General features: G+C 72.3%; 22 protein-coding genes. 3 read left to right on the top strand and 19 right to left on the bottom strand.

Annotation, left to right across the window (positions count from 1 at the left end; all coding sequences use genetic code 11):
- Nucleotides 1-123 precede the first annotated feature (123 nt).
- Entirely contained in the window at nt 124-972 is an 849-nt protein-coding gene (locus AB0A74_RS34270; RefSeq protein ID WP_358256124.1) for a hypothetical protein, read from the bottom strand.
- A gap of 100 nt (nt 973-1072) precedes the next feature.
- Entirely contained in the window at nt 1073-1759 is a 687-nt protein-coding gene (locus AB0A74_RS34275; protein WP_358256126.1) for a Crp/Fnr family transcriptional regulator, read from the bottom strand.
- Between the two features lie 351 nt (nt 1760-2110).
- Here AB0A74_RS34275 and AB0A74_RS34280 point away from each other — a divergent pair, with 351 nt between their 5' ends.
- Complete coding sequence (locus AB0A74_RS34280) at nt 2111-3175, top strand: NADH:flavin oxidoreductase/NADH oxidase (protein WP_358256128.1); 1065 nt, start codon at nt 2111-2113, stop codon at nt 3173-3175.
- Between the two features lie 66 nt (nt 3176-3241).
- On the opposite strand, the gene AB0A74_RS34285 is transcribed toward AB0A74_RS34280, so the two are convergent.
- Complete coding sequence (locus AB0A74_RS34285) at nt 3242-3433, bottom strand: DUF3073 domain-containing protein (protein ID WP_309109738.1); 192 nt, start codon at nt 3431-3433, stop codon at nt 3242-3244.
- A gap of 162 nt (nt 3434-3595) precedes the next feature.
- Between AB0A74_RS34285 and AB0A74_RS34290 the strand changes: the two genes are divergently transcribed.
- Nucleotides 3596-4477 carry a hypothetical protein gene (locus tag AB0A74_RS34290; RefSeq protein WP_343934080.1) on the top strand — a complete coding sequence of 294 codons (882 nt, stop codon included), beginning with the start codon at nt 3596-3598 and terminating at the stop codon, nt 4475-4477.
- Nucleotides 4478-4546: 69 nt separating this feature from the next.
- Here AB0A74_RS34290 and AB0A74_RS34295 read toward each other — a convergent pair whose 3' ends face one another.
- The 5 genes from AB0A74_RS34295 to AB0A74_RS34315 all read right to left on the bottom strand — a co-directional run bounded on the left by AB0A74_RS34295 (nt 4547) and on the right by AB0A74_RS34315 (nt 8787).
- Nucleotides 4547-5701, bottom strand: coding sequence for an MFS transporter (locus AB0A74_RS34295; RefSeq protein ID WP_358256130.1), 1155 nt, complete (start codon nt 5699-5701; stop codon nt 4547-4549).
- A 57-nt stretch (nt 5702-5758) separates the two neighbouring features.
- Nucleotides 5759-6340, bottom strand: coding sequence for an aerial mycelium formation protein (locus AB0A74_RS34300; protein WP_121224426.1), 582 nt, complete (start codon nt 6338-6340; stop codon nt 5759-5761).
- Nucleotides 6341-6400: 60 nt separating this feature from the next.
- The gene (locus AB0A74_RS34305) at nt 6401-7249 is read right to left on the bottom strand and encodes a 3-keto-5-aminohexanoate cleavage protein (RefSeq protein ID WP_358256132.1); all 849 of its coding nucleotides are present in this window, start codon (nt 7247-7249) and stop codon (nt 6401-6403) included.
- 66 nt (nt 7250-7315) lie between these two features.
- Nucleotides 7316-8407 carry a glycine cleavage T C-terminal barrel domain-containing protein gene (locus tag AB0A74_RS34310; RefSeq protein WP_358256134.1) on the bottom strand — a complete coding sequence of 364 codons (1092 nt, stop codon included), beginning with the start codon at nt 8405-8407 and terminating at the stop codon, nt 7316-7318.
- Nucleotides 8404-8787, bottom strand: a complete 384-nt coding sequence (locus AB0A74_RS34315) for a transcriptional repressor (protein WP_343934225.1) — start codon at nt 8785-8787, stop codon at nt 8404-8406. Before AB0A74_RS34315 ends, AB0A74_RS34310 begins: the two co-directional genes overlap by 4 nt.
- 88 nt (nt 8788-8875) lie before the next feature.
- Here AB0A74_RS34315 and AB0A74_RS34320 point away from each other — a divergent pair, with 88 nt between their 5' ends.
- Complete coding sequence (locus AB0A74_RS34320) at nt 8876-9718, top strand: aminodeoxychorismate lyase (RefSeq protein WP_358256136.1); 843 nt, start codon at nt 8876-8878, stop codon at nt 9716-9718.
- Nucleotides 9719-10121: 403 nt separating this feature from the next.
- On the opposite strand, the gene AB0A74_RS34325 is transcribed toward AB0A74_RS34320, so the two are convergent.
- The 11 genes from AB0A74_RS34325 to AB0A74_RS34375 form a co-directional block, all read right to left on the bottom strand.
- Entirely contained in the window at nt 10122-12677 is a 2556-nt protein-coding gene (locus AB0A74_RS34325; RefSeq protein ID WP_358256137.1) for a glycosyl hydrolase family 18 protein, read from the bottom strand.
- A gap of 108 nt (nt 12678-12785) precedes the next feature.
- Complete coding sequence (locus AB0A74_RS34330; RefSeq protein ID WP_358256139.1) at nt 12786-13670, bottom strand: biotin-dependent carboxyltransferase family protein; 885 nt, start codon at nt 13668-13670, stop codon at nt 12786-12788.
- 149 nt (nt 13671-13819) lie between these two features.
- Nucleotides 13820-14425 carry a 5-oxoprolinase subunit PxpB gene (gene pxpB / locus AB0A74_RS34335; protein WP_358256141.1) on the bottom strand — a complete coding sequence of 202 codons (606 nt, stop codon included), beginning with the start codon at nt 14423-14425 and terminating at the stop codon, nt 13820-13822.
- 159 nt (nt 14426-14584) lie between these two features.
- On the bottom strand, nt 14585-15220 hold the full coding sequence (locus tag AB0A74_RS34340; RefSeq protein ID WP_358256143.1) for an FABP family protein: 636 nt from the start codon (nt 15218-15220) through the stop codon (nt 14585-14587).
- Nucleotides 15221-15806: 586 nt separating this feature from the next.
- Nucleotides 15807-16106, bottom strand: a complete 300-nt coding sequence (locus AB0A74_RS34345; protein ID WP_343934088.1) for a DUF1416 domain-containing protein — start codon at nt 16104-16106, stop codon at nt 15807-15809.
- A 3-nt stretch (nt 16107-16109) separates the two neighbouring features.
- Nucleotides 16110-16955, bottom strand: a complete 846-nt coding sequence (locus AB0A74_RS34350; RefSeq protein WP_358256145.1) for a sulfurtransferase — start codon at nt 16953-16955, stop codon at nt 16110-16112.
- Between the two features lie 27 nt (nt 16956-16982).
- A complete protein-coding gene (locus tag AB0A74_RS34355; RefSeq protein WP_358256146.1) occupies nt 16983-17420 on the bottom strand; it encodes a DUF4395 domain-containing protein in 438 nt (145 codons plus the stop codon).
- A gap of 105 nt (nt 17421-17525) precedes the next feature.
- A complete protein-coding gene (locus AB0A74_RS34360) occupies nt 17526-17603 on the bottom strand; it encodes a putative leader peptide (protein WP_358256176.1) in 78 nt (25 codons plus the stop codon).
- A gap of 66 nt (nt 17604-17669) precedes the next feature.
- A complete protein-coding gene (locus AB0A74_RS34365; RefSeq protein WP_358256148.1) occupies nt 17670-18098 on the bottom strand; it encodes a thioredoxin family protein in 429 nt (142 codons plus the stop codon).
- Nucleotides 18095-18901, bottom strand: a complete 807-nt coding sequence (locus AB0A74_RS34370) for a DUF2993 domain-containing protein (protein ID WP_358256150.1) — start codon at nt 18899-18901, stop codon at nt 18095-18097. Before AB0A74_RS34370 ends, AB0A74_RS34365 begins: the two co-directional genes overlap by 4 nt.
- A 10-nt stretch (nt 18902-18911) precedes the next feature.
- On the bottom strand, nt 18912-19727 hold the full coding sequence (locus tag AB0A74_RS34375; RefSeq protein WP_358256152.1) for an alpha/beta fold hydrolase: 816 nt from the start codon (nt 19725-19727) through the stop codon (nt 18912-18914).
- Nucleotides 19728-19762: the final 35 nt, after the last annotated feature.

The raw sequence follows: 19762 nt of genomic DNA on the forward strand, positions 1-19762 counted from the left end.
GCGCTGCTGCCGCCCCGCCGCTGCCCGCGCTGCCCTGCCCGCCCGCGCTGCCCCGCCCGCCCGCGCTGCCCTCCCCGCGCCGCACCTCACCCACCGCCCCGCACCCACCGCCCCGCCAGCGGGTCAGCCGGTGCCGAAGTGGGAGCCGCGTTGGTCGTTGTTGTGGAAGTTCTGGATCACCTCGGCCCGCTGCCAGGTCGGCACGTGCGCGTCGCGGCCGGCCTGGATCACCGTCGATCCGCCGGAGGCCGTCGCGTTCTGGTGCACCGGCGGCGGGGTGGTGCGGGCCGCCGGTTCCGCGGGTGGGGTGTCGGCCGGCAGCGGGTCGGCGTCGGCCAGGTCGGCGGCGGTCGGGGGCGGGCCGGGTGCCGCGGGCAGGTCCAGGGCGTGGACGTCGCCGTTCGGGATCCACATCCAGCCGTGGCCGGTGAAGGTCTTCTCCGTCACGTCGACCCGGCGGAAGTCGGTCGCGCGCAGGGTCGTGTGGCCCGGCTGCACGAGCGTCGAATACACGATGTCGGACAGCACCACGACCAGGTCGGCGTCGGGGAATTCGTCCAGCGCGATGTGCGCCGCCTTGCTGTTCAACAAACGCGAAACAAGCACGGAATCCTTCCCCGGGAATCCGTTCGCGCCGTCCACGATCGCGCCGTGGTGGATCGCGAGGCGCAGTCGGGCGCGCGCCTCGGGCAGCCGCCAGCGGTTCACCGCGGCCAGTTCCGCGTTCAGCGCGCGGACGTACTGGTCGACGACCTTCAGCTCGTCCGCGTCGGCCGGCAGGACGGCCCACTCCTCGTCGCCCTTGGGCTGGCGCTGCCAGGACGACCGGTCGAGCCCGGCGGCGGCGCCGGCCCGGTCCAGGCTCCGGACCAGCAGGTCCTGGAGGTCGCGCTGCAACTGGTCGTCGGCCGCGCCGTAGCGCCGCAGGTCACAGCAGACCAGCAGGCTGCGCCGGAAAGAGGCATGACTCATGGGGCTCGGCCTTTCGACGTCGGTGCGGTTCCACGTGCTCGCGCAGAGCCACTGTGGACGAGCGCACCGCAGCCAATGCCGCATTTCTGCGGACTCGACCTCAGATGCCCGCGAATTTCCGCAAGTTCTCCAGGTCGGGCACCAGCACGTCGCGCCGCAGGTGGCTCACCACGACGCCCGCCTTCCGCAGGTCGCTGAACGCCTTCTCCGCCGTGCGGGGCTTCATCCCGGCGATGGAGGCCAACTCGACCTTGGTCAGCGGAATTCCCAGCGTCCACCCGTGGGCCTCTTCCCGGCCGTAGGTCTGCACCAATTCGGCCAGCACCCGGGCCACCCGTTCGGCGGCCGGGTGGGACAGGAAATCCCGACGGCGCTGGTTCGCCCAGCGCAACCGGTCGTTGATCATCCCGATCAATTCGACGAACACGTCGTTGCGGCGGTGCAGGAAGCTCATCAGCTCCCCGCTGGTGATCAGCTTCGCCACCACGTCACCGCACGTCACCACGGTGGCCGAGCGCGGCTTCTGGTCCAACGCCGCCATCTCCCCGACCAGGTCGCCCGCGACGCGGATGGCCAGCAGGGCGGTGTCGCCGGTCTCGTCGGTGGTCTGCACCTTCACCACGCCGTCGAGCAGCAGGAGGACATGAGTGTCCTTCGCGTCCTGCTCGATGACCTCCCGGTCGGCCGTGTACCGCACGACCGTGCCGATGTTCAGCAGCTCTTGTCGGGTGTTGTCGCGGAGGCGACCCAGCAGGCTGTTGCTGGGCCACCCGGGATCCGTTGTCATCGTGGTCGGCATGGGCAGCATGTGGATCCTGTTACTGTCGTGACCGGCGGGAACATTCGAATTCGCCTGCCGACCTCAAGTGGGCGGCAAGTGATGGTCTCCCCGAACGTGCTGCGGACAGTACACCCGAATGGGCGTAACTGACCCTGTCTGGTCAAGCGTTTTGCGTGCCGACCCCCTATTCAAGATCACGTGCTAATGCACGCGCAATACCGAATCGAATGGAATGTGGCTGCTCCCGTGCGGTGGGACACCGGTCACCGGGGAACAACGCGTCCGACTCGGGACCTTGGACCCCACGTGGGGCCCGAAGGACCCGTCGTCGTACCCGAACCACCCGAGGAGACGCAGGTGAGTGCGCTGTTCAGCCCGTTGACGCTTCGTTCGGTCACCCTCCCGAACCGGATCGCCGTCAGCCCGATGTGCCAGTACTCCGCTCGGGGCGGCCTGCCCGACGAGTGGCACCTGGTACACCTCGGCTCGCGTGCGGTCGGTGGCGCGGGTTTGGTGCTGACCGAGGCTACCGCTGTGTCGGGCGTCGGCCGGATCTCACCCGACGACACCGGGCTGTGGAGCGACGCGCACGCCGAGGCGTGGCGGCCGATCGCCGCGTTCGTCCGGGAGCGGGGGGCGGTACCGGGGGTGCAGCTCGGCCACGCCGGGCGCAAGGCCTCCACCTACCCGCCGTTCGACCCGCGCCACGGCGGCGTGCCGGACGCCGAGGGCGGTTGGACGCCGGTCGCGCCGAGCGCGGTCCCGTTCAGCGACTCCCACCGGGTGCCGCGCGAGTTGACGGTGCCCGAGATCGCCGGGGTGGTCGAGGACTTCGCGGCGGCGGCGCGCCGGGCGGTCGCGGCCGGGTTCGAGGTCGTGGAGGTGCACGCCGCGCACGGCTACCTGCTGCACCAGTTCCTGTCGCCGCTGAGCAACCACCGCACCGACGGGTACGGGGGCAGCCTGGCGAACCGCACGCGCCTGGCCCGCGAGGTCGTCGCGGCGGTGCGCGCGGCGGTCGGCGACGACGTCCCGGTGCTCGTCCGCATCTCCGCCACCGACTGGGTCGACGGCGGCTGGGCGGTCGAGGACGGCGTCGTGCTGGCCCGCGACCTCGCCGCGGCGGGGGCGGACCTCGTCGACGTGTCGAGCGGCGGCAGCGTGCCCCGCGCGGACATCCCGCTGGGGCCCGGTTACCAGGTGCCGTTCGCCGAGGCGGTCCGGAGCAAGGCCGGGGTGCCCGTCGGGACCGTCGGCATGATCACCGAGGCCCGGCAGGCGGAAGCCGTGCTCACCGACGGGGCGGCCGACCTGGTGCTGCTCGGGCGGGAGCTGCTGCGCGACCCCTACTGGCCGCTGCGCGCGGCCGGTGAGCTCGGGGTGCGGGTGACTCCGCCGAAGCAGTACGCCAGGGCGTTCTAGGGCCGCATCAAGGATCGGGCTGCCGGCGGTTGCCGGCAGCCCAACCCTCGAAGCGGTGTGGATGCGTCAGCGACGGTAGTCGTCGTACTCGTCGTCCGACGGGTCGTCGAAAGGCTCATCGCTCCGACGGTGCCCGTTGTCGGCATTGCTGCCGCCGGAAAGCTCGCGTTGCAAGGCCTCGAAGTCGGTGTTGTGAGAGCTGTACTTGAGCTCCCGCGCCACCTTCGTCTGCTTGGCCTTCGCTCGGCCGCGCCCCATGGCTCGACCCCCTCGCACAGGGACGGGGGCGGCCGGGGGAACGGCGGCCCCACTCGTCTCGACAACTAGTTCCTGGTAACTACCGTACCGTGTCGAAGGGGTTCCTCGCGACGCGGTAGGCGTGAGACGTGCCGCCAATCTTCCCCGTGGGAGGATGCGCGGGTGCCTCGACCGTTCGTCGCCTACCTCAGGGTGTACGAACCGCTGTCGGCTCTTGACGCACCGTTGGCCGACCAGGTGCGAAAAGCCCTGGAAGCGGGGCCGTTGAGCCGGGCGGACGCGGGACCCCGCGAACGCGAGCTGTGGCTCCGGTCACAACTGGCCCGACCGCCCCGGTTGCTCCCCGGAGAACGGTCCGACGGGAGCGTCGCCCCCGACGCGCCCTTCGACGTGATGACCCTCAGCCCCGCCGAGGTCCCCGGCGAGGTCGGCCCGGGTCCCCTGGTGTGCCCCCTGGACCTCCGGGCGCGGTCGGCGGCGGCCCTGGTGGGCTTCCTGGCCACGTCCACGCCGGTCCTGCGGGAGTCGGCGCTGTCCGTCCCGCCGGAGGCGATCCGGTCGCGGGCCTCGGCGGTGATGGCCGAGCTGACCCGGGGCGCGGTCCACGTGATCTCCACGACCTGGACCGTCCCGCTGCCGTGGTTCACCCTCGTGGACCCCGACGCCCGCCGGATCGTGCTGGCGCCCCGGGACGACCCGGAGCGGCAGGTCTCGTGGCGGGCCGCCATGCCCGACGCCCGCCGCCGGGTGGCCAGGGCGCACAAGGTCGTGTCCCGCTCCCTGGGCGACGAGGGCCCGGCGAAGGTCCTGTCGGACACGGCCCGCTGGCTCGACCACTTCGCGGCGGACGCGGCGGTGGAGCTGGACTACGGCGGCCTGGTGCAGCTCATGGACGACAAGGAGCTGCTCGAAGACACGTCGGCGCAGGACGTGAACGCGATCGTGGACGCCCTGGAGACCGGGGACGCCGAAGAGGTGGCCCTCCGCTACGAGCAGCTCCGCGACTTCTGGGGCGAACTGGCCCGCCGCGAACGCCACGGCTGACTCCCGTCGCGACACCACGGCTGACTCCCGCCGCGACACCACGGGCCGTCGCCCGCCGCGACACCACGGCTAGCGCCCGGCGCGCGTCGGCATCCTGGTGAGCAGGAACCGGGCCGCGCCGGCCGCTGTGGCCGCCACCAGCAGGGCGACCGGCCAGCCGAGGGTCGCGGCCGCCCACCCCGCGACCGCCGGCGTGAGCGTGGCGCTGAGGTAGTTCGCGGTGTTCTGCATGCCCAGGGCCGTGCCGCTGTTGCCCTCCGGGGCCATCTCGGCCGCCGCCGTCACGGCCAGGCCGTTCCAGCACAGCGCCAGCGCCGCCGTGGGCACGAGGACCACCACCAGGACCGCGACCGGGGCCCGGTCCAGCGCCGCGCACAGCGCGAACCCGACGGCGACCAGCACGCTGACGACCTTCAACGGCCCCACCCGGCTGCGCACCCGGTCCGACCACACCCCGACCGCGAGCCGGCCGAACCCGCCCGCCACCTGGGCCGCGGCGAACAGCCCCGCCGCCAGGCCGACCGCCAGCCCGCGGTGGTCGTGCAGCAGTTCGACCATCAGCGCGGCGGCGGTGAACTGCGGCACCACCAGCAGCCCGCTGGCCGCGCTCAGCCGCAGCAACGCCCGGTCGGCGAGGACCACGCCGTGCCCGGTCGAGGCCCGCACCGCCCCGGGCGGCTCCCGGACCAGCACGGCGACCAGCACCGCCACGAACCCGGTGAACCCCGCCAGCGCCAGGAACGCCGCAGGGACCCCGGCTCGACCGGCCACCACCGGCAACACGGCCGCGGTCAGCGCCGCACCCAGGGGCGTGGCGGTCTGCCGGATGCCCATCGCCAACCCGCGCGACCCCGCCGGGAACCACGTCATGACCGCCCGGCCGCTCGCCGCGTTCACGCTGGCCCCGAACAGCCCGACGCCGACCAGCGCCAACCCGGCCACCACGGGACCGCCCAGCGCCGCCAGCCCCAGGCACCCGGCCGCGCCCACGCCGCCGATGGTCATCACGACGCGCTCGCCCCGGCGGTCCGCGGCCGCGCCCCACGCGACCAGCGTCAGCATCGTGCCCAGGTTGACCGCGCCCAGCAGCAGCCCGACCTCGGGCAGCGTCAGGCCGAAGTGCGCGCGCAGGGCCGGGCTGATCGACGGCAGCCCGAGGAACACCGCCGCGTTCGTGCCCTGCGCCAGCGCGCCGACAGCCAGAACCACCCAGCGGTACCCCATACCGGCACGCTAGGCGGTGGCGCCCATCATCCGGGAGTGTGCTCCCAGATCGCGGGATCAGTCCTTGGTGCGGCCCGGGTTCGTCGGCCAGCCCCGCTCGGCGGCGAGGAGCTCGTCCACCGAGGCGCTGCCGCTCTGGTAGCGGCCGGCGATCTCGGCGTTCAGGCGGTCCACCACGACCTGGACCTCCCGCCGCCGCGTGGAGACCGACGCCTCCTCGTTGACGAACGTCCGCAGCGCCAGGTCCAGCTTGTCGTCCGAGAGCGCCGACACGTCCGAGAGGTCCACGTCCGAGACCAGCGCCTCGACGTGCCGCCGGTGCGCCTCGGCCCGGGACGGCTCCTGGGTCTGGTAGCGGCCCAGGCCGGTCGCGGGACCGACCGCGTTCGACGCGAGGATCGTCGCGAGCTGGTCGACCACCGCCGACCCGCCCGACGTCCGCCGCGCCTGCTCGGCCCGCACGATGTCGATCCGCGCGTGCAGCAGCCGCCGCAGGTACGACAGGTCGGTCTCCTCCTGAGCCGCCTCGTCACGCAGGGCGCGCACGTCGGCGAGCGGGAGCCGCTCGATCCCCTCGGTGTAGCCGGGGGCGAGCACCCGGTCGATCCGCCGGCGCCCGCCAGGACGCACCTCGATCACGTACTCATCCTGAGGTAGTTCCTGCCCACCCGCCAACACAAACCTGCTTCCAAAGTTGTCTCAAACCTGTACCGGACTGCGCACGCCGAGTAGTTCCCGGGCTTCGGCGGGTGACAGCGGGGGCCGCTGCGCGATCTTCGCCAGCCCCGCCGCACGGGCCACGAGCTGCGCGTTGTCCCGCACCGGCTGCCCTTTGGCGTAGGAGATGGTGTCCTCCATGCCTACGCGCAGGTGACCGCCGGCGCTCAACGCCGCCAGCATCACCGGCAACGACGTGCGCCCGATCCCGGTGGCCGAGAAGGACGCGCCCTCGGGCAGCAGCCGCAGCGCCGCGACCATCGTCTCCACGTCACCGGGCATACCGCCCGGCACGCCCATGACGAGGTCCACGTGCACCTTGCCGCCCGCGGGCAGGCCGTGCTTGTCCAGCAGCCGGTTGAGGGACGCGAGCTGGCCGAGGTCGAAGATCTCGTACTCCGGCACGATCCCGCGCTCCTGCATGGTCTTGTGCAGCGCGACGACGAACTCCCACCGGTTCAGGAAGACGTCCTCGCCGAAGTTCACCGTCCCCATCGTGCAGGACGCCGAGTCGGGCAGGGCGTCCAGCACCCGCAGCCGGTCCGCCTCGGGATCGGTCACCGCGCCGCCCGTGGACAGCTGGACGATCAACGAGGTCCGCTCGCGCAGGGCGGCCACGGTGTCCTTGAGCAGCCCGAGGTCGAGCGTGGGCCGCGTGTCCGCGCCCCGGATGTGGACGTGCACCATCGCCGCGCCGACCTGCTCGCAGGCCTCGGCGGTGGCGACGAGCTCGTCCAGGGTGACGGGCAGCTGGGGGACGTCGGCCTTCGCGTGCTCGGCCCCGGTGGGGGCGACGGTGAGCAGCGTGCCGTGTGAACCGGGTCGCGACATGCCCTGAACAGTATTGGATGGCGCGACCGGCGTCGCGGGGCTCGGCCGGCGGCTTCCCGGGACGGCCTACCGCCCCAGGTTCCGGGCGGCTTCCCGGCCGAGGCCGGGGGTGTCCGGCGGGACCGAGTCGGGGTCCACGTTCGCCTGGACGACCCGGTCCTCCGTGCCGACCAGCAGCTCCGTCTCCACCGGCACGGACCGCTTGACCAGCGCCAACGCGATCGGCCCCAGCTCGTGGTGCAGCGCGACGGACCCGACGCGGCCCACCACCCGGTCCCCGACGACCACCGGGTCCCCGGTCTCCGGCTGGACCTCGCGCGACCCGTCCAGGTGCAGCAGCAGCATCCGCCGGGGCGGCCGGCCCACGTTGTGCACCTTCGAGACCGTCTCCTGGCCCCGGTAGCAGCCCTTGTCCAGGTGGACCGCCGCGCCGATCCAGTTCACCTCGTGCGGGATGGTCTTCTCGTCGGTGTCCACGCCCAGCCGGGGTCGCAGGGATTCCACCCGCAGCGCCTCGAACGCCCAGCTCCCGCCGGGTCGCGCGCCGGCGTCGGTCAGCCGCTGCCACCAGTCCACGAGCGAGTCGCGCGGCACCACCAGGTCCACGGCGTCCTGCCCGGGCCACGGCATCCGCCGCGCGAACCCGCCGCCGTCGAGCGCCGCGACGCCCAGCTTCGCCGGCAGCGGCAGCCCCAGCTTGTCGAACAGCCCGGTGATCTCGGGCCCGACCACGGTCAGGACTGCCAGCTCCGCCGTCGCGTCCCGGGGCTCGACCTTGGACCAGAAGACCATCTTGGTCAGGTAGGACAGCAGCGGACCGGCGGTGGCCGCCTCGGTGTCCAGGTAGACCGCGCCGCCGACGTTCGCGGCCACGGCGTGGTGCTCGACCCGGCCCTGGACGTCCAGGACCAGCATCTCCGTCGCGCGGTCCTCGCCCAGCCCCTCGAAGTGCTGGCTGGTCAGCGAGTGCAGCCACGTGAGCCGGTCCGCACCGGGGACCGCGAGCACGGCCCGGTGCGACCGGTCGAACACGGCCACCGACCGCGCCGCCGACCGCTGTTCGGCGAACGGGTCGCCGAAGTGCCACGGCACGCCCGGGTCGGCGGACCCCTCGAACGGGGCGACGGCGCCGGGTGCGGTCAGCAGCGGTGAGTTCACTGGTCGTTCTCCTTGAGGCAGTCACGGCAGGTGCCCGACAGCGCGAGGTGGCTCGCATCCAGTTCGAACCCGAACCGCTCCCGCAGTGTTCCGGCCGCCGCGTCGAGGAGGTCACACGGGGCCTCGTCCACCCGGCCGCACTTGTGGCAGACGAGGTGCACGTGCTCGTGCTCGTCCACCGAGTACGTGGGCGCCCCGTGGCCGAGGTGGGTGTGCCGGACCATGCCGAGCCGGTCGAGCAGGTCCAGCGTCCGGTAGACCGTCGTGATGTTGACCGTGGGCGCGGTGGCCTGCACGCGCTGGCAGATCTGCTCCGGCGTGGCGTGGCCGAGGTCGCGCACGGCGTCCAGCACGAGCTGCCGCTGGGGCGTCATCCGCATCCCGCGGTCGTGCAGTGTCTTGCGCAGGGCTTTCGGGCCGCTCGCGGTGTCCACGAACCCGATGGTAGAGCGTGAGTAGTCTCACGGTATGCGCGTGCTCGCCCTCCTCGACGGAACCCAGGCCGACCCCGACTCACCGCTGATCCGCGTAGACGACCTCGGACTCATGCGCGGCGACGGCGTCTTCGAGACGATCCTCGTCGTCGACGGCAAGCCGCGGGAACTGGGCCCGCACCTGGACCGCCTGGCCCGTTCGGCGGCCCTGCTGGACCTCCCCGACCCCGACCGCGCGGGTTTCGAGCGCGCGGTGGACGTGGTGCTGGCCAACTGGTCCGGTGGTCGTGAGATCGCCTTGAAGCTGGTCATGACCCGTGGCGTCGAGGGTGGTGACGGCACCCCGACGGCGTTCGCGCTGGGCATGGACATCGGGGCGAAGGTCCACGCGCAGCGCGCGGAGGGCCTGGCGGCGGTGACCCTGGACCGCGGCATCGAGCCGGGCTTGATGGAACGCGCGCCGTGGCTGTTGCTGAGCGCCAAGTCGCTGTCGTACGCGGTGAACATGGCGGCCCTGCGGGAAGCCGAACGCCGGGGCGCGTCGGAGGTCGTGTTCACGACGTCGTCGGGTTCGGTGCTGGAGGGCCCGACGTCCACGGTGGTCGTGGCCCGCGGCCGAACCCTGACCACGCCGCCGCACAGCCTGGGCCTGCTGCCGGGGACGACACAGGCCGCGCTGTTCCGGGCCGCCGCCCGGGCGGGGTGGACGGTGGAGGTCGAGCCGGTGGCGGTGGACGAGCTGTACGGCGCGGACGCGGTGGTGCTGGCGTCGAGCGTGCGGAAGCTGACCCGGGTGCACACGCTGGACGGGAAGGCGCTGCCGGACTCGGCCGGGGTTCACGCCGAGCTGGTGGAGCTGTACGAGTCCGAGTACTGAGGCCTGCGGCTGGGGGCGGGACTCGGATCGTGGGGCGGCGCTCGTAGGTCGGGCTCGCGCTCACGGCGCGGCTCATGGGCCGGGCTCGGCAGGCAGGGCTCAGCAGGTCCCGGGCTGTGTCACTTGGGCGTTCCGCCCGACGCGAGACAACCCCCGCCCCAACCCGACCCAGCCGCACAAACCGCACCACAAGGCCCGCCCGTCGTGAGGGGCAGCCGTCGCGGAGCCACCGCGGTCAGGTCGGCCGGCGTGGTCAGGTCGGCCGCTGCAGTCGGGTCGGCCGGCGTGGTGCCGGCCCTGCCTGTGACGGCCGGCGTGGTACCGGCCCTGCCTGCGGTGGCCGGCGTGGTGTCGCTCCGAGGGCCTCCTCCGCCCCCGGAGCGACCGCACCGCAGTGCGCGACCTACCGGAGACCCGCGTCCACCGCGCCCATCAGGGTCCCGGTGTCACCCGACATCTCCCAGATCATCGCGCCCAGCAACCCGCGCGACTTCATCCACGCCGTCTTCTTCTGGATCGACCAGACGTCGTCGAACGTCCACCACTGCCCACCGTTCCCGGTGAAGCAGGACGTCGCCACCGCCGCCTCGTCGTGGTACACCGTGCAGCCCGGCACGCTCGCGATCAGGTTCGAGTACCCGCGCGTCCCGGCCTCCTCCTGGAACTGCCCCGGCGCCGCGCCCGTCGCGGACTGCCACTCGCCCTTCTTCCCGCCGTCCTGGACGCCCTGCCAGCCGCGGCCGTAGAACGCGAGTCCCACGGTGATCTTGCGCGGGTGCACGCCCGCCTCCAGGTACGCGTTGACCGTGTCCTCGACGCTGAAGTGGAACGGGTACGGGTCGTCCGCGTCCGGGTACAGGTTGCCCTGGTGGCCGGTGCGGTTGGGTTCCCACGAGTTGTCGCTGCCCGAGCCGTGGAAGTCGTAGCCCTGGACGTTGAAGATGTCCATCGACTGCGCGACCCGGCCCAGCTCCCAGCCCGCCTCGATCTTGCCGCGGTCGGCCGGGGTGAACGCGGTCAGCTGGTAGCGCCTGCCGGTGGTCTGGCTCAGCTCGTCCATCTGCCGCCGGAACTCCTCGATCAGCAGCGTGTTGTTGCGCTTGTCGTCCGGGCTGATGTGGTTGCCGGCGTGGCCCTCCGCGCCCGGCCACTCCCAGTCGAGGTCGATGCCGTCGAAGATGCCCGCCGCCGTGCCCGGCCCGCCCGCCGCGTTGTACGTCGGCAGGTTGCCCTTGATGTAGATGTCCAGGCAGGACGACACGAACTTCTTGCGCGCCGCGTCCGTCTTGGCCACGTCCGAGAAGTACTTCGAGTACGTCCACCCGCCCAGCGAGATGAGGATCTTCAGGTGCGGGTGCTTGGCCTTGAGCTTCTTGAGCTGGTTGAAGTTGCCGCGCAACGGCTCCCAGCCGGTGTCGCCGACGCCGTCCACGGACTGCGCCGCGCTGAACGGCCGGCTGTAGTCGGCTTCCGCGTCACCCGCGCCGTCGCCCTGGTTCGGGTCCTGCGGGTTGGGCGAGGTGCCCTTGGTGACGCCCTGCAGGCACGTCAGGTTGACCGGGTCGATGTTGCCGAACGCGTAGTTGATGTGGGTCAGCTTCGCGGCGGCCCCGTTGGTGTCGAGGTTCTTCACGAAGAACTGCCGGCCGTAGATGCCCCACTGGACGAAGTAGCCGACCTTCGCGTACCCGCCGACGATGTCCGAAGTGGTCACCTTCAGCGTGTTGCTGGGCCCCGAGATGTTGTCGTAGAGGTCGCGCGCCCGGACCGAGAACGCGTACTCCGTGGACGGTGCCAGCCCGTCGACCTTGGCCGTGGTGCCGGTGACCGTGGTCTTGACGGTGGTGCCGACGTAGACGTCGTAGCTCGCGACGCCCTTGTTGTCGGTGGCGGCGTCCCACGCCAGCGTCACGCTGCCGGCGTCCTTGGCCGTGCTGCGCAGGTTGCCGGGCGCGGTCGGCGGCGTGGTGTCGTCGGCCGGGTTGTTGGTGGTGACGGCGACCTGGTTGCTGGCGCCGGACAGCGTGCCCTTGGTGTCCTTGGCCTTCACCGTGAACGTGTAGGCGGTGTTCGGGGTGAGGCCGGTGACGGTCGCGGTGGTGCCGGTGACCGTGGTGGCCAGCGCCGTGCCGTTGTAGACCTCGTAGCCCGCGATCGGCAGGGAGCCGGGGCTGGAGGCGTTCCACGTCAGGGACACGGTCTTCGTGGTCTTCACCGGGGACGCGAGGTTCGTCGGGGCCGTCGGCGGGACGTCCGGCGAGCCGTCGCAGTTCGCGTTGTTGATCCGGCAGGTGACCGGTTCGACGGCGCGGCTCAACGTGAACGTCGGGCTGTAGGGCTCGGTGGACCGGCGCGCGCCGACGGACTTGTTGTAGTGCACCGGGGTCAGCGTGACGGCGGTGCCGTTCTGGCTGATGGTGCCGTGCTGCGCGCCGCTCGCGGTGACGCCGCTCGGGAGGGTGAACGTGATCGCCCAGTCGGTGAGCGTGGCGTCGGAGTTGTTGTTCACGACGAACTTGCCGGTGCTGCCGCTGAGGCTGAAGTCCGCGGTGACCGGGGCCGGCGGCGGGGGCGGGTCGCCGCTGCCGTCGCAGTTGTAGCCGTTGATCGTGCAGGTGGTCGGGTCGACGGCCGCGCTGAGCGTGAAGCTCGGGCTGAACGGCTCCGTGTTGCGGCCCGCCTGGATGGTGTTGATGTAGTAGGCGGGCGTCAGGGTCACCCGCGTGCCGTTCTGGGTGGTCGTCGCGTTCTGCACGCCGCTGACCGTGACGCCGGCCGGCAGGTCGAACTTGATCGACCAGCCGGAGATGGCGGCCGTGGTGGCGTTGGCGACCACGAACTTGCCCGTGGTGCCCGTTCTGCTGAACGTGGCGGTGAGGCCGGAGGCGGCGGACGCCGCGCCGGGGACGGCTAGGGCTGCGGTGGCGAGTGCCACCAGCGCGATGGCTAGTCGGCGCATGGGTGTGCCTCTCGATTGACAGGGAATCGTTCGAGAACCACGGCGGCCACGTCCGAACGTAGGTCGTGCGACCACGAATGACAATGGGTCTAGACCAATTGCGTCCGTTCAGCCCTGTGGGCGGAAGCGGACCGCGGTCCCCGGGCGGGCCTGGCCCAGGAGGGGGAGCGCATCCCGGGGGACGACCCCGACGACCGGGTAGCCGCCGGTGGTCGGGTGGTCGGCCAGGAAGATCACCGGCAGCCCGTCCTTGGGCACCTGGACCGAGCCCGTGACCAGGCCTTCGCTGGGCAGTTCGCCGGTCCTGGCGCTGCGCAGGGCGGTGCCGTCGAGGCGGACGCCGACCCGGTTGCCGCGGTCGGAGACGGTCCAGCGGCCCTGGCGGAGGCGGGTGGCGGCGTCGTCGAACCAGTCGTCGCGGGGGCCGAGGAGGAGCGGCAGGTCGAGCACGTCGGGGACGTGGACGGGGAGGAGGACGTCCACGCCGGTCGGGATGCCGGTGGGGGTGCCCAGGGGGAGGACGTCGTGCGGTCGGAGCGGGGCGGGGCCGATGCCGGAGAGCACGTCGGTGGCCCGGCTGCCGAGTTCGGGGTCCCGCGCGACGCCGCCGGAGACGGCGACGTACGTGCGCAGGCCGGTGGCGGGGGTGCCGAGGACGAGTTCGTCGCCGGGGCGGAGGTGGATCGGGGAGTCGCGGTGGACGCCGTTGACCAGGGTGGGCGTGCTGGGACCGGTGACGGCGACCGTGCAGGCGGCGTCGGCGCGCAGGTGGAGGCCGCCGAGGAGGACTTCGAGGCCGGCGGCGTGGTCGGGGTTGCCGACGAGGCGGTTGGCGAGGCGGAGGGAGGGCTGGTCGAGCGCGCCGGACGGGGGGACGCCGAGGTGCGCGTACCCGGGCCGGCCGAGGTCTTGGACCAGCGCCTGGGGCCCGGTGCGCAGGACGGTCAGCGTACGAACGACCCGCTCCCGCGACTCACTGCTCCGGCTGCCCACCGGCTCTCCGCTTCGGTCGCGCTCCGGCTCTCCGCTTCGGTCGCGCTCCGGCGAGACTTCGCTCCCCTGACCGGTTCGCCGGGCCGTCGGGGTGCGCGCCGTCGTGGCGTTCGTCGTGGCGTTCGTCGGGTTGGTCGCGGGGCTGGTGGTCATGCGGTGGCCTCGAAGCGGACCCGGTCACCGGGCTGGAGGAGGGCCGCGGGGTCGCGGCGCGGGTCGAAGAGGGGGGCTTCGGTGCGGCCGATCAGGCGCCAGCCGCCGGGAGTGGCCCGCGGGTAGGCGGCGGTGTACTCACCCGCCACCCCGACCGACCCCGCCGGCACCTTGGTGCGGGGCGAGTCGAGCCGGGGCTGCCGCAGCGCCTCCGGCAGTCCCACGAGGTAGGCGAACCCCGGCGCGAACCCGCAGAACGCCACCGAGTAGGTCGCGGACGTGTGCAACCGGACCACCTCGTCAGCGTCGATCCCGGCGGTCTCGGCGACCAGGTCGAGATCGGGCCCGTCGTATGTCACCGGAATCGAGACCTCACGCGCCTCGACCTCGACACGGTGTTCCAGGTCCACGGTCTCCAGCACGCGCCGCACCGAGGGCAGCCCGCCGGGCCGGGTGCTGATCAGGACCGTGCGCGCGGCGGGCACCAGTTCGACCACGTCGGGCAGGTCGGCGGCCCGGACGGCGGCGCGCACCGCCTCCACCTCGCCGAGGGAGTCCACCTCGACCAGCACCGCGTCGGTGCCGCAACGCCGCAGCCGCATGAACACAGGGTACGGCCTACAAGAGGATTGTTGAACAATCCAATCGGAGAACGGTTCGACAATACGACCGAACGGGCGAACCACGCGCCGGTCCGCCCCGGCTCAGCCGGCCAAGCAGGCCGTCCGACGTCACCCGCTGCGGTCCGACCGCCCGGGTCGTCAGCCGACGACGCGCTTGAGGTGGGCCGAGGTGTGCGGCTGGAGGGGCTGGCCGACCATCGCGCGTTCCTCGACGTAGGCCAGGTCGCCGTTGTTGACGATGCCGTACAGCCGCTGCGCGCCGGTGACCTCCTTGGCGGTGGCCGTGCGGATGACCGCGTCGGTGCCCAGTTCCCACGACGTCTGGGTGCGCGGCTTGCCGTAGTACAGCTCCACGATCCCGGTGTTGTGGGTGAGCAGGACCTCGATCGTGTCGTCGGCCTGCGGGCGCCAGAAGCCGGTCTCGCGGGCGGCGGGGCGGATGACGCGGCCGTCGGCGTCCAGGAGCCAGGAGCGGGCTTCGTAGTGGAGGAACGGGCGGCCGTCGTGCGCGAACGTGATCTGCTGGCCGAAGCGGTAGGGGCCGTCGATCGTCGGGTAGACGACCTCGCCCTCGCCGCGCCACACGCCGACCAGGGGCAGCAGCGCCAGGCAGGCGTCGTGCAGGGAGGGGCCTTCGCGCAGGTTCGCGGTGTCCGCCGGGATCGGCAGGTCGTCGAACTGCGGGAGGTTGCGCGTGCGGGTCACCTCGGCACGCGCGGCAGCCGCCTGGACCGCCGCGTCACCGCTGCCCGGGACGGGTGCGTTCTCGGTCATCAGCGCTGGTCGGAGTACAGCCGGTAGACGACGTACCCGGCGAACCACACGACGAGCAACGACACGAAGACCAACAGGCCTGTGAAGAAGTGTTCCACCCGCCGAGTTTATCGCCCAGCCGCCAACCCACACCGACCACGGTGGTCAACGCCACGAGCCAAGCCCCCCACCCGACGCCGACGCCGCCGAACTCCACCCGACCACCCTCCCGCCGCCCCAGATCGCGCTCACCCCCCTCACCGCGGCCCGCGCCGCCCGCCGCCCGCGCCCTCACCAGCCGCGCTCGCCACGCGCTGAACCCCAAGCCGCTGCCGCCGCCGGGGCCGCACGCACCGGACTGTCGTACCCCGGTGGGACAATGGATCCGGGGGCGGCAGCCACACCGCGAACCCGAGGCTGCAGCCCACACCGCGGACAGCCCGCCGTCGTGGCCCGGGCGGCGAGCCGGGTTCCCTCCGGCCGGGCGGCCTGCGGGGTGCGAGACCGGGTCCGGAACCGTCGCCGGGCAAAGCGAAGGCCCCGGTGGCGGGTGCCACCGGGGCCTTGCGGGGGTAGCGCCGGAGCCCGTCCGTGCGCTCCCGAGAACTCAGGCCACCGCGACCTCGACCGGGTGGACGCCCGGCCCCTCCGCCGACACCGACGCCTGGCCGTTGCCCGACCGGTGCAGGGCGCGGATGGTCCACGTGCCCGGGGCCGCGTAGAAGCGGAAGTCGCCCTGCGGCGAGGACACCACCTCGGCCGTGAACTCGCCGGACGCGTCCAGCAGGCGCACGAACGCGCCGCCCACCGGGCCCGACGAGTCGCTGACCTTGCCGGTCAGCACGACCTCGCCCGAACCGACCTCGACCTCGACACCCTGCACGGGCGCGCCGCAACCGTCGCTCATACCTCAGGCCTCCTTGCCACTGCCGAGCTCGACCGGCACGCCGACCAGCGAGCCGTACTCGGTCCACGAACCGTCGTAGTTCTTCACGTCCTGGTGGCCCAGCAGCTCGTGCAGCGCGAACCAGGTGTGCGACGAGCGCTCGCCGATGCGGCAGTAGGCGATCGTCTTGCGGGAGCCGTCGAAGCCGGCCTCGCCGTAGATCTCGGCCAGCTCCTCGTCGGACTTGAACGTGCCGTCCTCGTTGGCCGCCTTGCTCCACGGCACGTTGATCGCGCCGGGGATGTGGCCCGCGCGCTGCGCCTGCTCCTGCGGCAGGTGCGCCGGCGCGAGCAGCTTGCCGGAGAACTCGTCGGGCGAGCGCACGTCGACCAGGTTCTTGTTGCCGATGGACTCCACGACCTCGTCGCGGAACGCCCGGATCGACAGGTCCTGCTCCTGCGCCTTGTACTCGGTCGCCGGGCGCTCGACCGGCTCCTTGTCCAGCGGGCGGCCGTCGAGCTCCCACTTCTTGCGACCGCCGTCGAGCAGCTTGACCGACTGGTGGCCGTACAGCTTGAAGTACCAGTACGCGTAGGCCGCGAACCAGTTGTTGTTGCCGCCGTACAGCACGACGGTGTCGTCGTTGGAGATCCCCTTGGCCGACAGCAGCTTCTCGAAGCCCGCGCGGTCGACGAAGTCGCGGCGGACCGGGTCCTGCAGCTCGTTCTTCCAGTCGACCTTCACCGCGCCGGGGATGTGGCCCCCGTCGTAGGCAGTGGTGTCCTCGTCGACCTCCACGAACACCACGCCGGGCGTGTCGAGGTTCTCCTCGGACCAAGCGGCCGAGACCAGGACGTCTTCACGGCTCATCGAGCGGCTCCTGTTTCTTTGCGTTTCTTACTGCGGGCGTGCGAGGACTGGGGCGTAGCGGCGCAGGAGCAGGAACATCTCGCAGCCCAGGCACAGGCCGAGCGCGGCGTTGAGCAGCGCGGCGACCAGGGCGGCGGACGTGGCGACGACTCCGAGCGCGGTGAGACCGGTGGCGTACCCGATCGTGCCGACCAGGGCGAAGACGAACCCGACACCCTGCGCGAACCGCAGCGGGGCGGCCTCCTCGCGCTCGGACGTGGGCGTCAGCCTCGGCTGGACGGCGAACCGGTACACGTGGCCCCACGGGTTGAGCTTGAGCGAGATGAACGCGCACAGGCCGAACAGGACGGTCTGCGCCGCGAGGAGCCGCCACGACCCGGTCAGCAGCACGACCGCGAGGACGGCGGTGGTGATCCAGGCGCTGAAGCGGGGACCTCGGGGATCCACGGGGGCATCTTTCGACACGGCGACCTCCTGACGGTGACATGACTGGGCAGTCCGTCTTCAGGCGGTGTTAGGGGCAGTCGGACCCGCCCGTCAAGGGCGTCCGGCCGCCGGTGCTCCGCCCGGTCAGCTCGCCGCGCGACACAGGCTGCTGCGGACGCGGCACAGGTCCACCGCGAGTCGCTTGGTCAGCAGGCTGTTCATGGGCACGAGACTAGCCGCTCGTCCCCCATGCCGGGAGTGGCGTCCACAACGTGGGAGTTCCCAGGTTCACCCGATCGGTCGAGGCAGATGGGGCCGCAAGGCCGCCAGGAGCGTGTCCCGCTTCGGCACGCCTCCGACCCGGAGCAGCTCGGCACCCGAGGCGTCGAGGGCGAGCGTGGTCGGCGTGCGCAGGACGCCGAGGCCCTTGGCGACTTCGGGCAGGTTCGTCACGTCGAGTTCGACATGCCGAAGTCCGTCGGTGCGGTCCGCGAGGTCCGCCAGGAGCACGCGGGTGTGCCGGCACGGCGCGCAGAACGTCGTGGAGATCTGGAGCAGGGTCACCGGCGTCGCCGGGTCGAGCAGGTCGCGCACCGGGCCGGGCAGGTCCTCGCGCGGTTTCGCGGTCACCCGCACCCTCCCGCCGTGCAGGCGCAGCAGCACCCCGACGACCGCCACCACGGCGACCGCCCCGAGCACCGCCCACACCCCGGTCATCGGACTCCATCAAGGGGGATGTTGTTGATCGTGCCCTCGACGGTGAAGGCCCCGCTCTCCACTTTGACAGCCGTCGGCGTCACGGTGAAGGGCAGCCGGCCCGGGTCGATGGTCACGCTCAACGCCGACCGCACCGCGCCCAGCACCTCCGCCAGGCCCGCCAGCGACGTGTCGTCCAGCTCGACGTCCTGCACCGCCACCGCGACCTGCTCGTTGACCAGCGACACCGACCCGTAGGCGGTGATGCGCAGCTTGCGGCCGGCGACCGTGGTGTTGCCGCTGAGCTTGACCGCGGCCCGCGTCGGGTCCGGCTTCTCCGGCGCCGGCGTGGGCGTCGCCTCCGGCCGGGTGTCCGGCTCGATCGCCATGTCGGTGAACGGCGTGACGTTGTTGACCAGCCGGTTCAGGTCGGCGGCCTTGATCTTCACGCTGCCGGTGACCTGGTCGATGGTGGCGTTGGACGTGTCGCCCGCCAACAGGTCCGACAGGCCGATGCGGGTGTGGTAGAGGTTCGCCCGCACCTCCAGGTCGCGCAGGTCGTCGCGCACCGGCACGCCGGTCGCGGTGATCTCGATGTCCCGGTAGTCGCCGGCGATCGCCTGGAAGGTGAACGGGAACCCGTTGATCCGCACCGACGGGTCCTCGCTGAGGTTCAGCTTGTCCCGCATGCGCTGCGCGATCTGGTACTCGCCCGCCGCCGCGAGGCCGAAGTCGGCCGCCACCAGCAGGCCGACCACCACCAGGCCCGCGATGATCAGCTTGCGGCCCCGCGTCGGGCGGCGCTTGGTCTGCGTGACGGTCATCGACTTCCCTTTACGAAGACTCGTGGTCCAGCCAGGTCGCGATCCGGTCTACCAGAGCGGGCGTCATCGCCGACTCCGCGTGGCGGATCCGTGGTTCCACCCACAGGACGGCGTCGCCACCCGCCGCCCGGTGCAACGCGCGCGCGTGCGCGGGGTCGAAGTAGTGGTCGTCCTCACCGTGCACGATCAGCAGTGGGGTGGGCGTGATGCGGTGCACCACCTCCAACGGGCTCTCCGGCGCGGTCCGCCACGGCGGGCCCAGCCGGACGCCCAACGCCCGCGCCGCCAGCCTGCCGTGCGGCTGTTCGAGCAGCCAGTGGACGCGCCGCATGGCCGGGGTGTCGCGCACCCACCACCGCGACGGGCTGCTCACCGCGGCGACGGCGTCCGGGCGCTCCGCGTGCAGGGCGGCGTGGCGCAGCGCGATGGAGGCGCCCATGGAGAACCCGACGGTCACGACGCGTCGGTACCCGAGTTCGCGGGCCAGCGAAACACCGGCGGCGAGGTCGTGCACCTCGTCGCCGCCGACCGTGCTCAGCCCTTGGGAGCGCCCGTGACCCCGGAAGTCGAGCGCGACCACCCCGCCGTGCCGCGCGAAGCGGCGCAGCACGCGGGCCACGAACGGCTTGCCGACGTGGTTGGTGAAGCCGTGTCCGACGACGAACGCCAGGTCGGAGCCCACGTGAGCGGGGCTCACGTGAACACCGCTCAGGAGTACGGCGTTGTGTGACATGCGTGTAACACGCGTGACGCTTGTGGAAACAACTGTGACCCTGGCCGGCTGACCTGGGCCTTTCGTGCCGAGCACCGGTATCGTCTCCGTCATCCGCAGGCAACGGGGCCCGGTCACCGTACTTCGCG

The sequence above is a fragment of the Saccharothrix sp. NPDC042600 genome (genome assembly GCF_040647305.1).
Lineage (GTDB): Bacteria > Actinomycetota > Actinomycetes > Mycobacteriales > Pseudonocardiaceae > Actinosynnema > Actinosynnema mutabilis.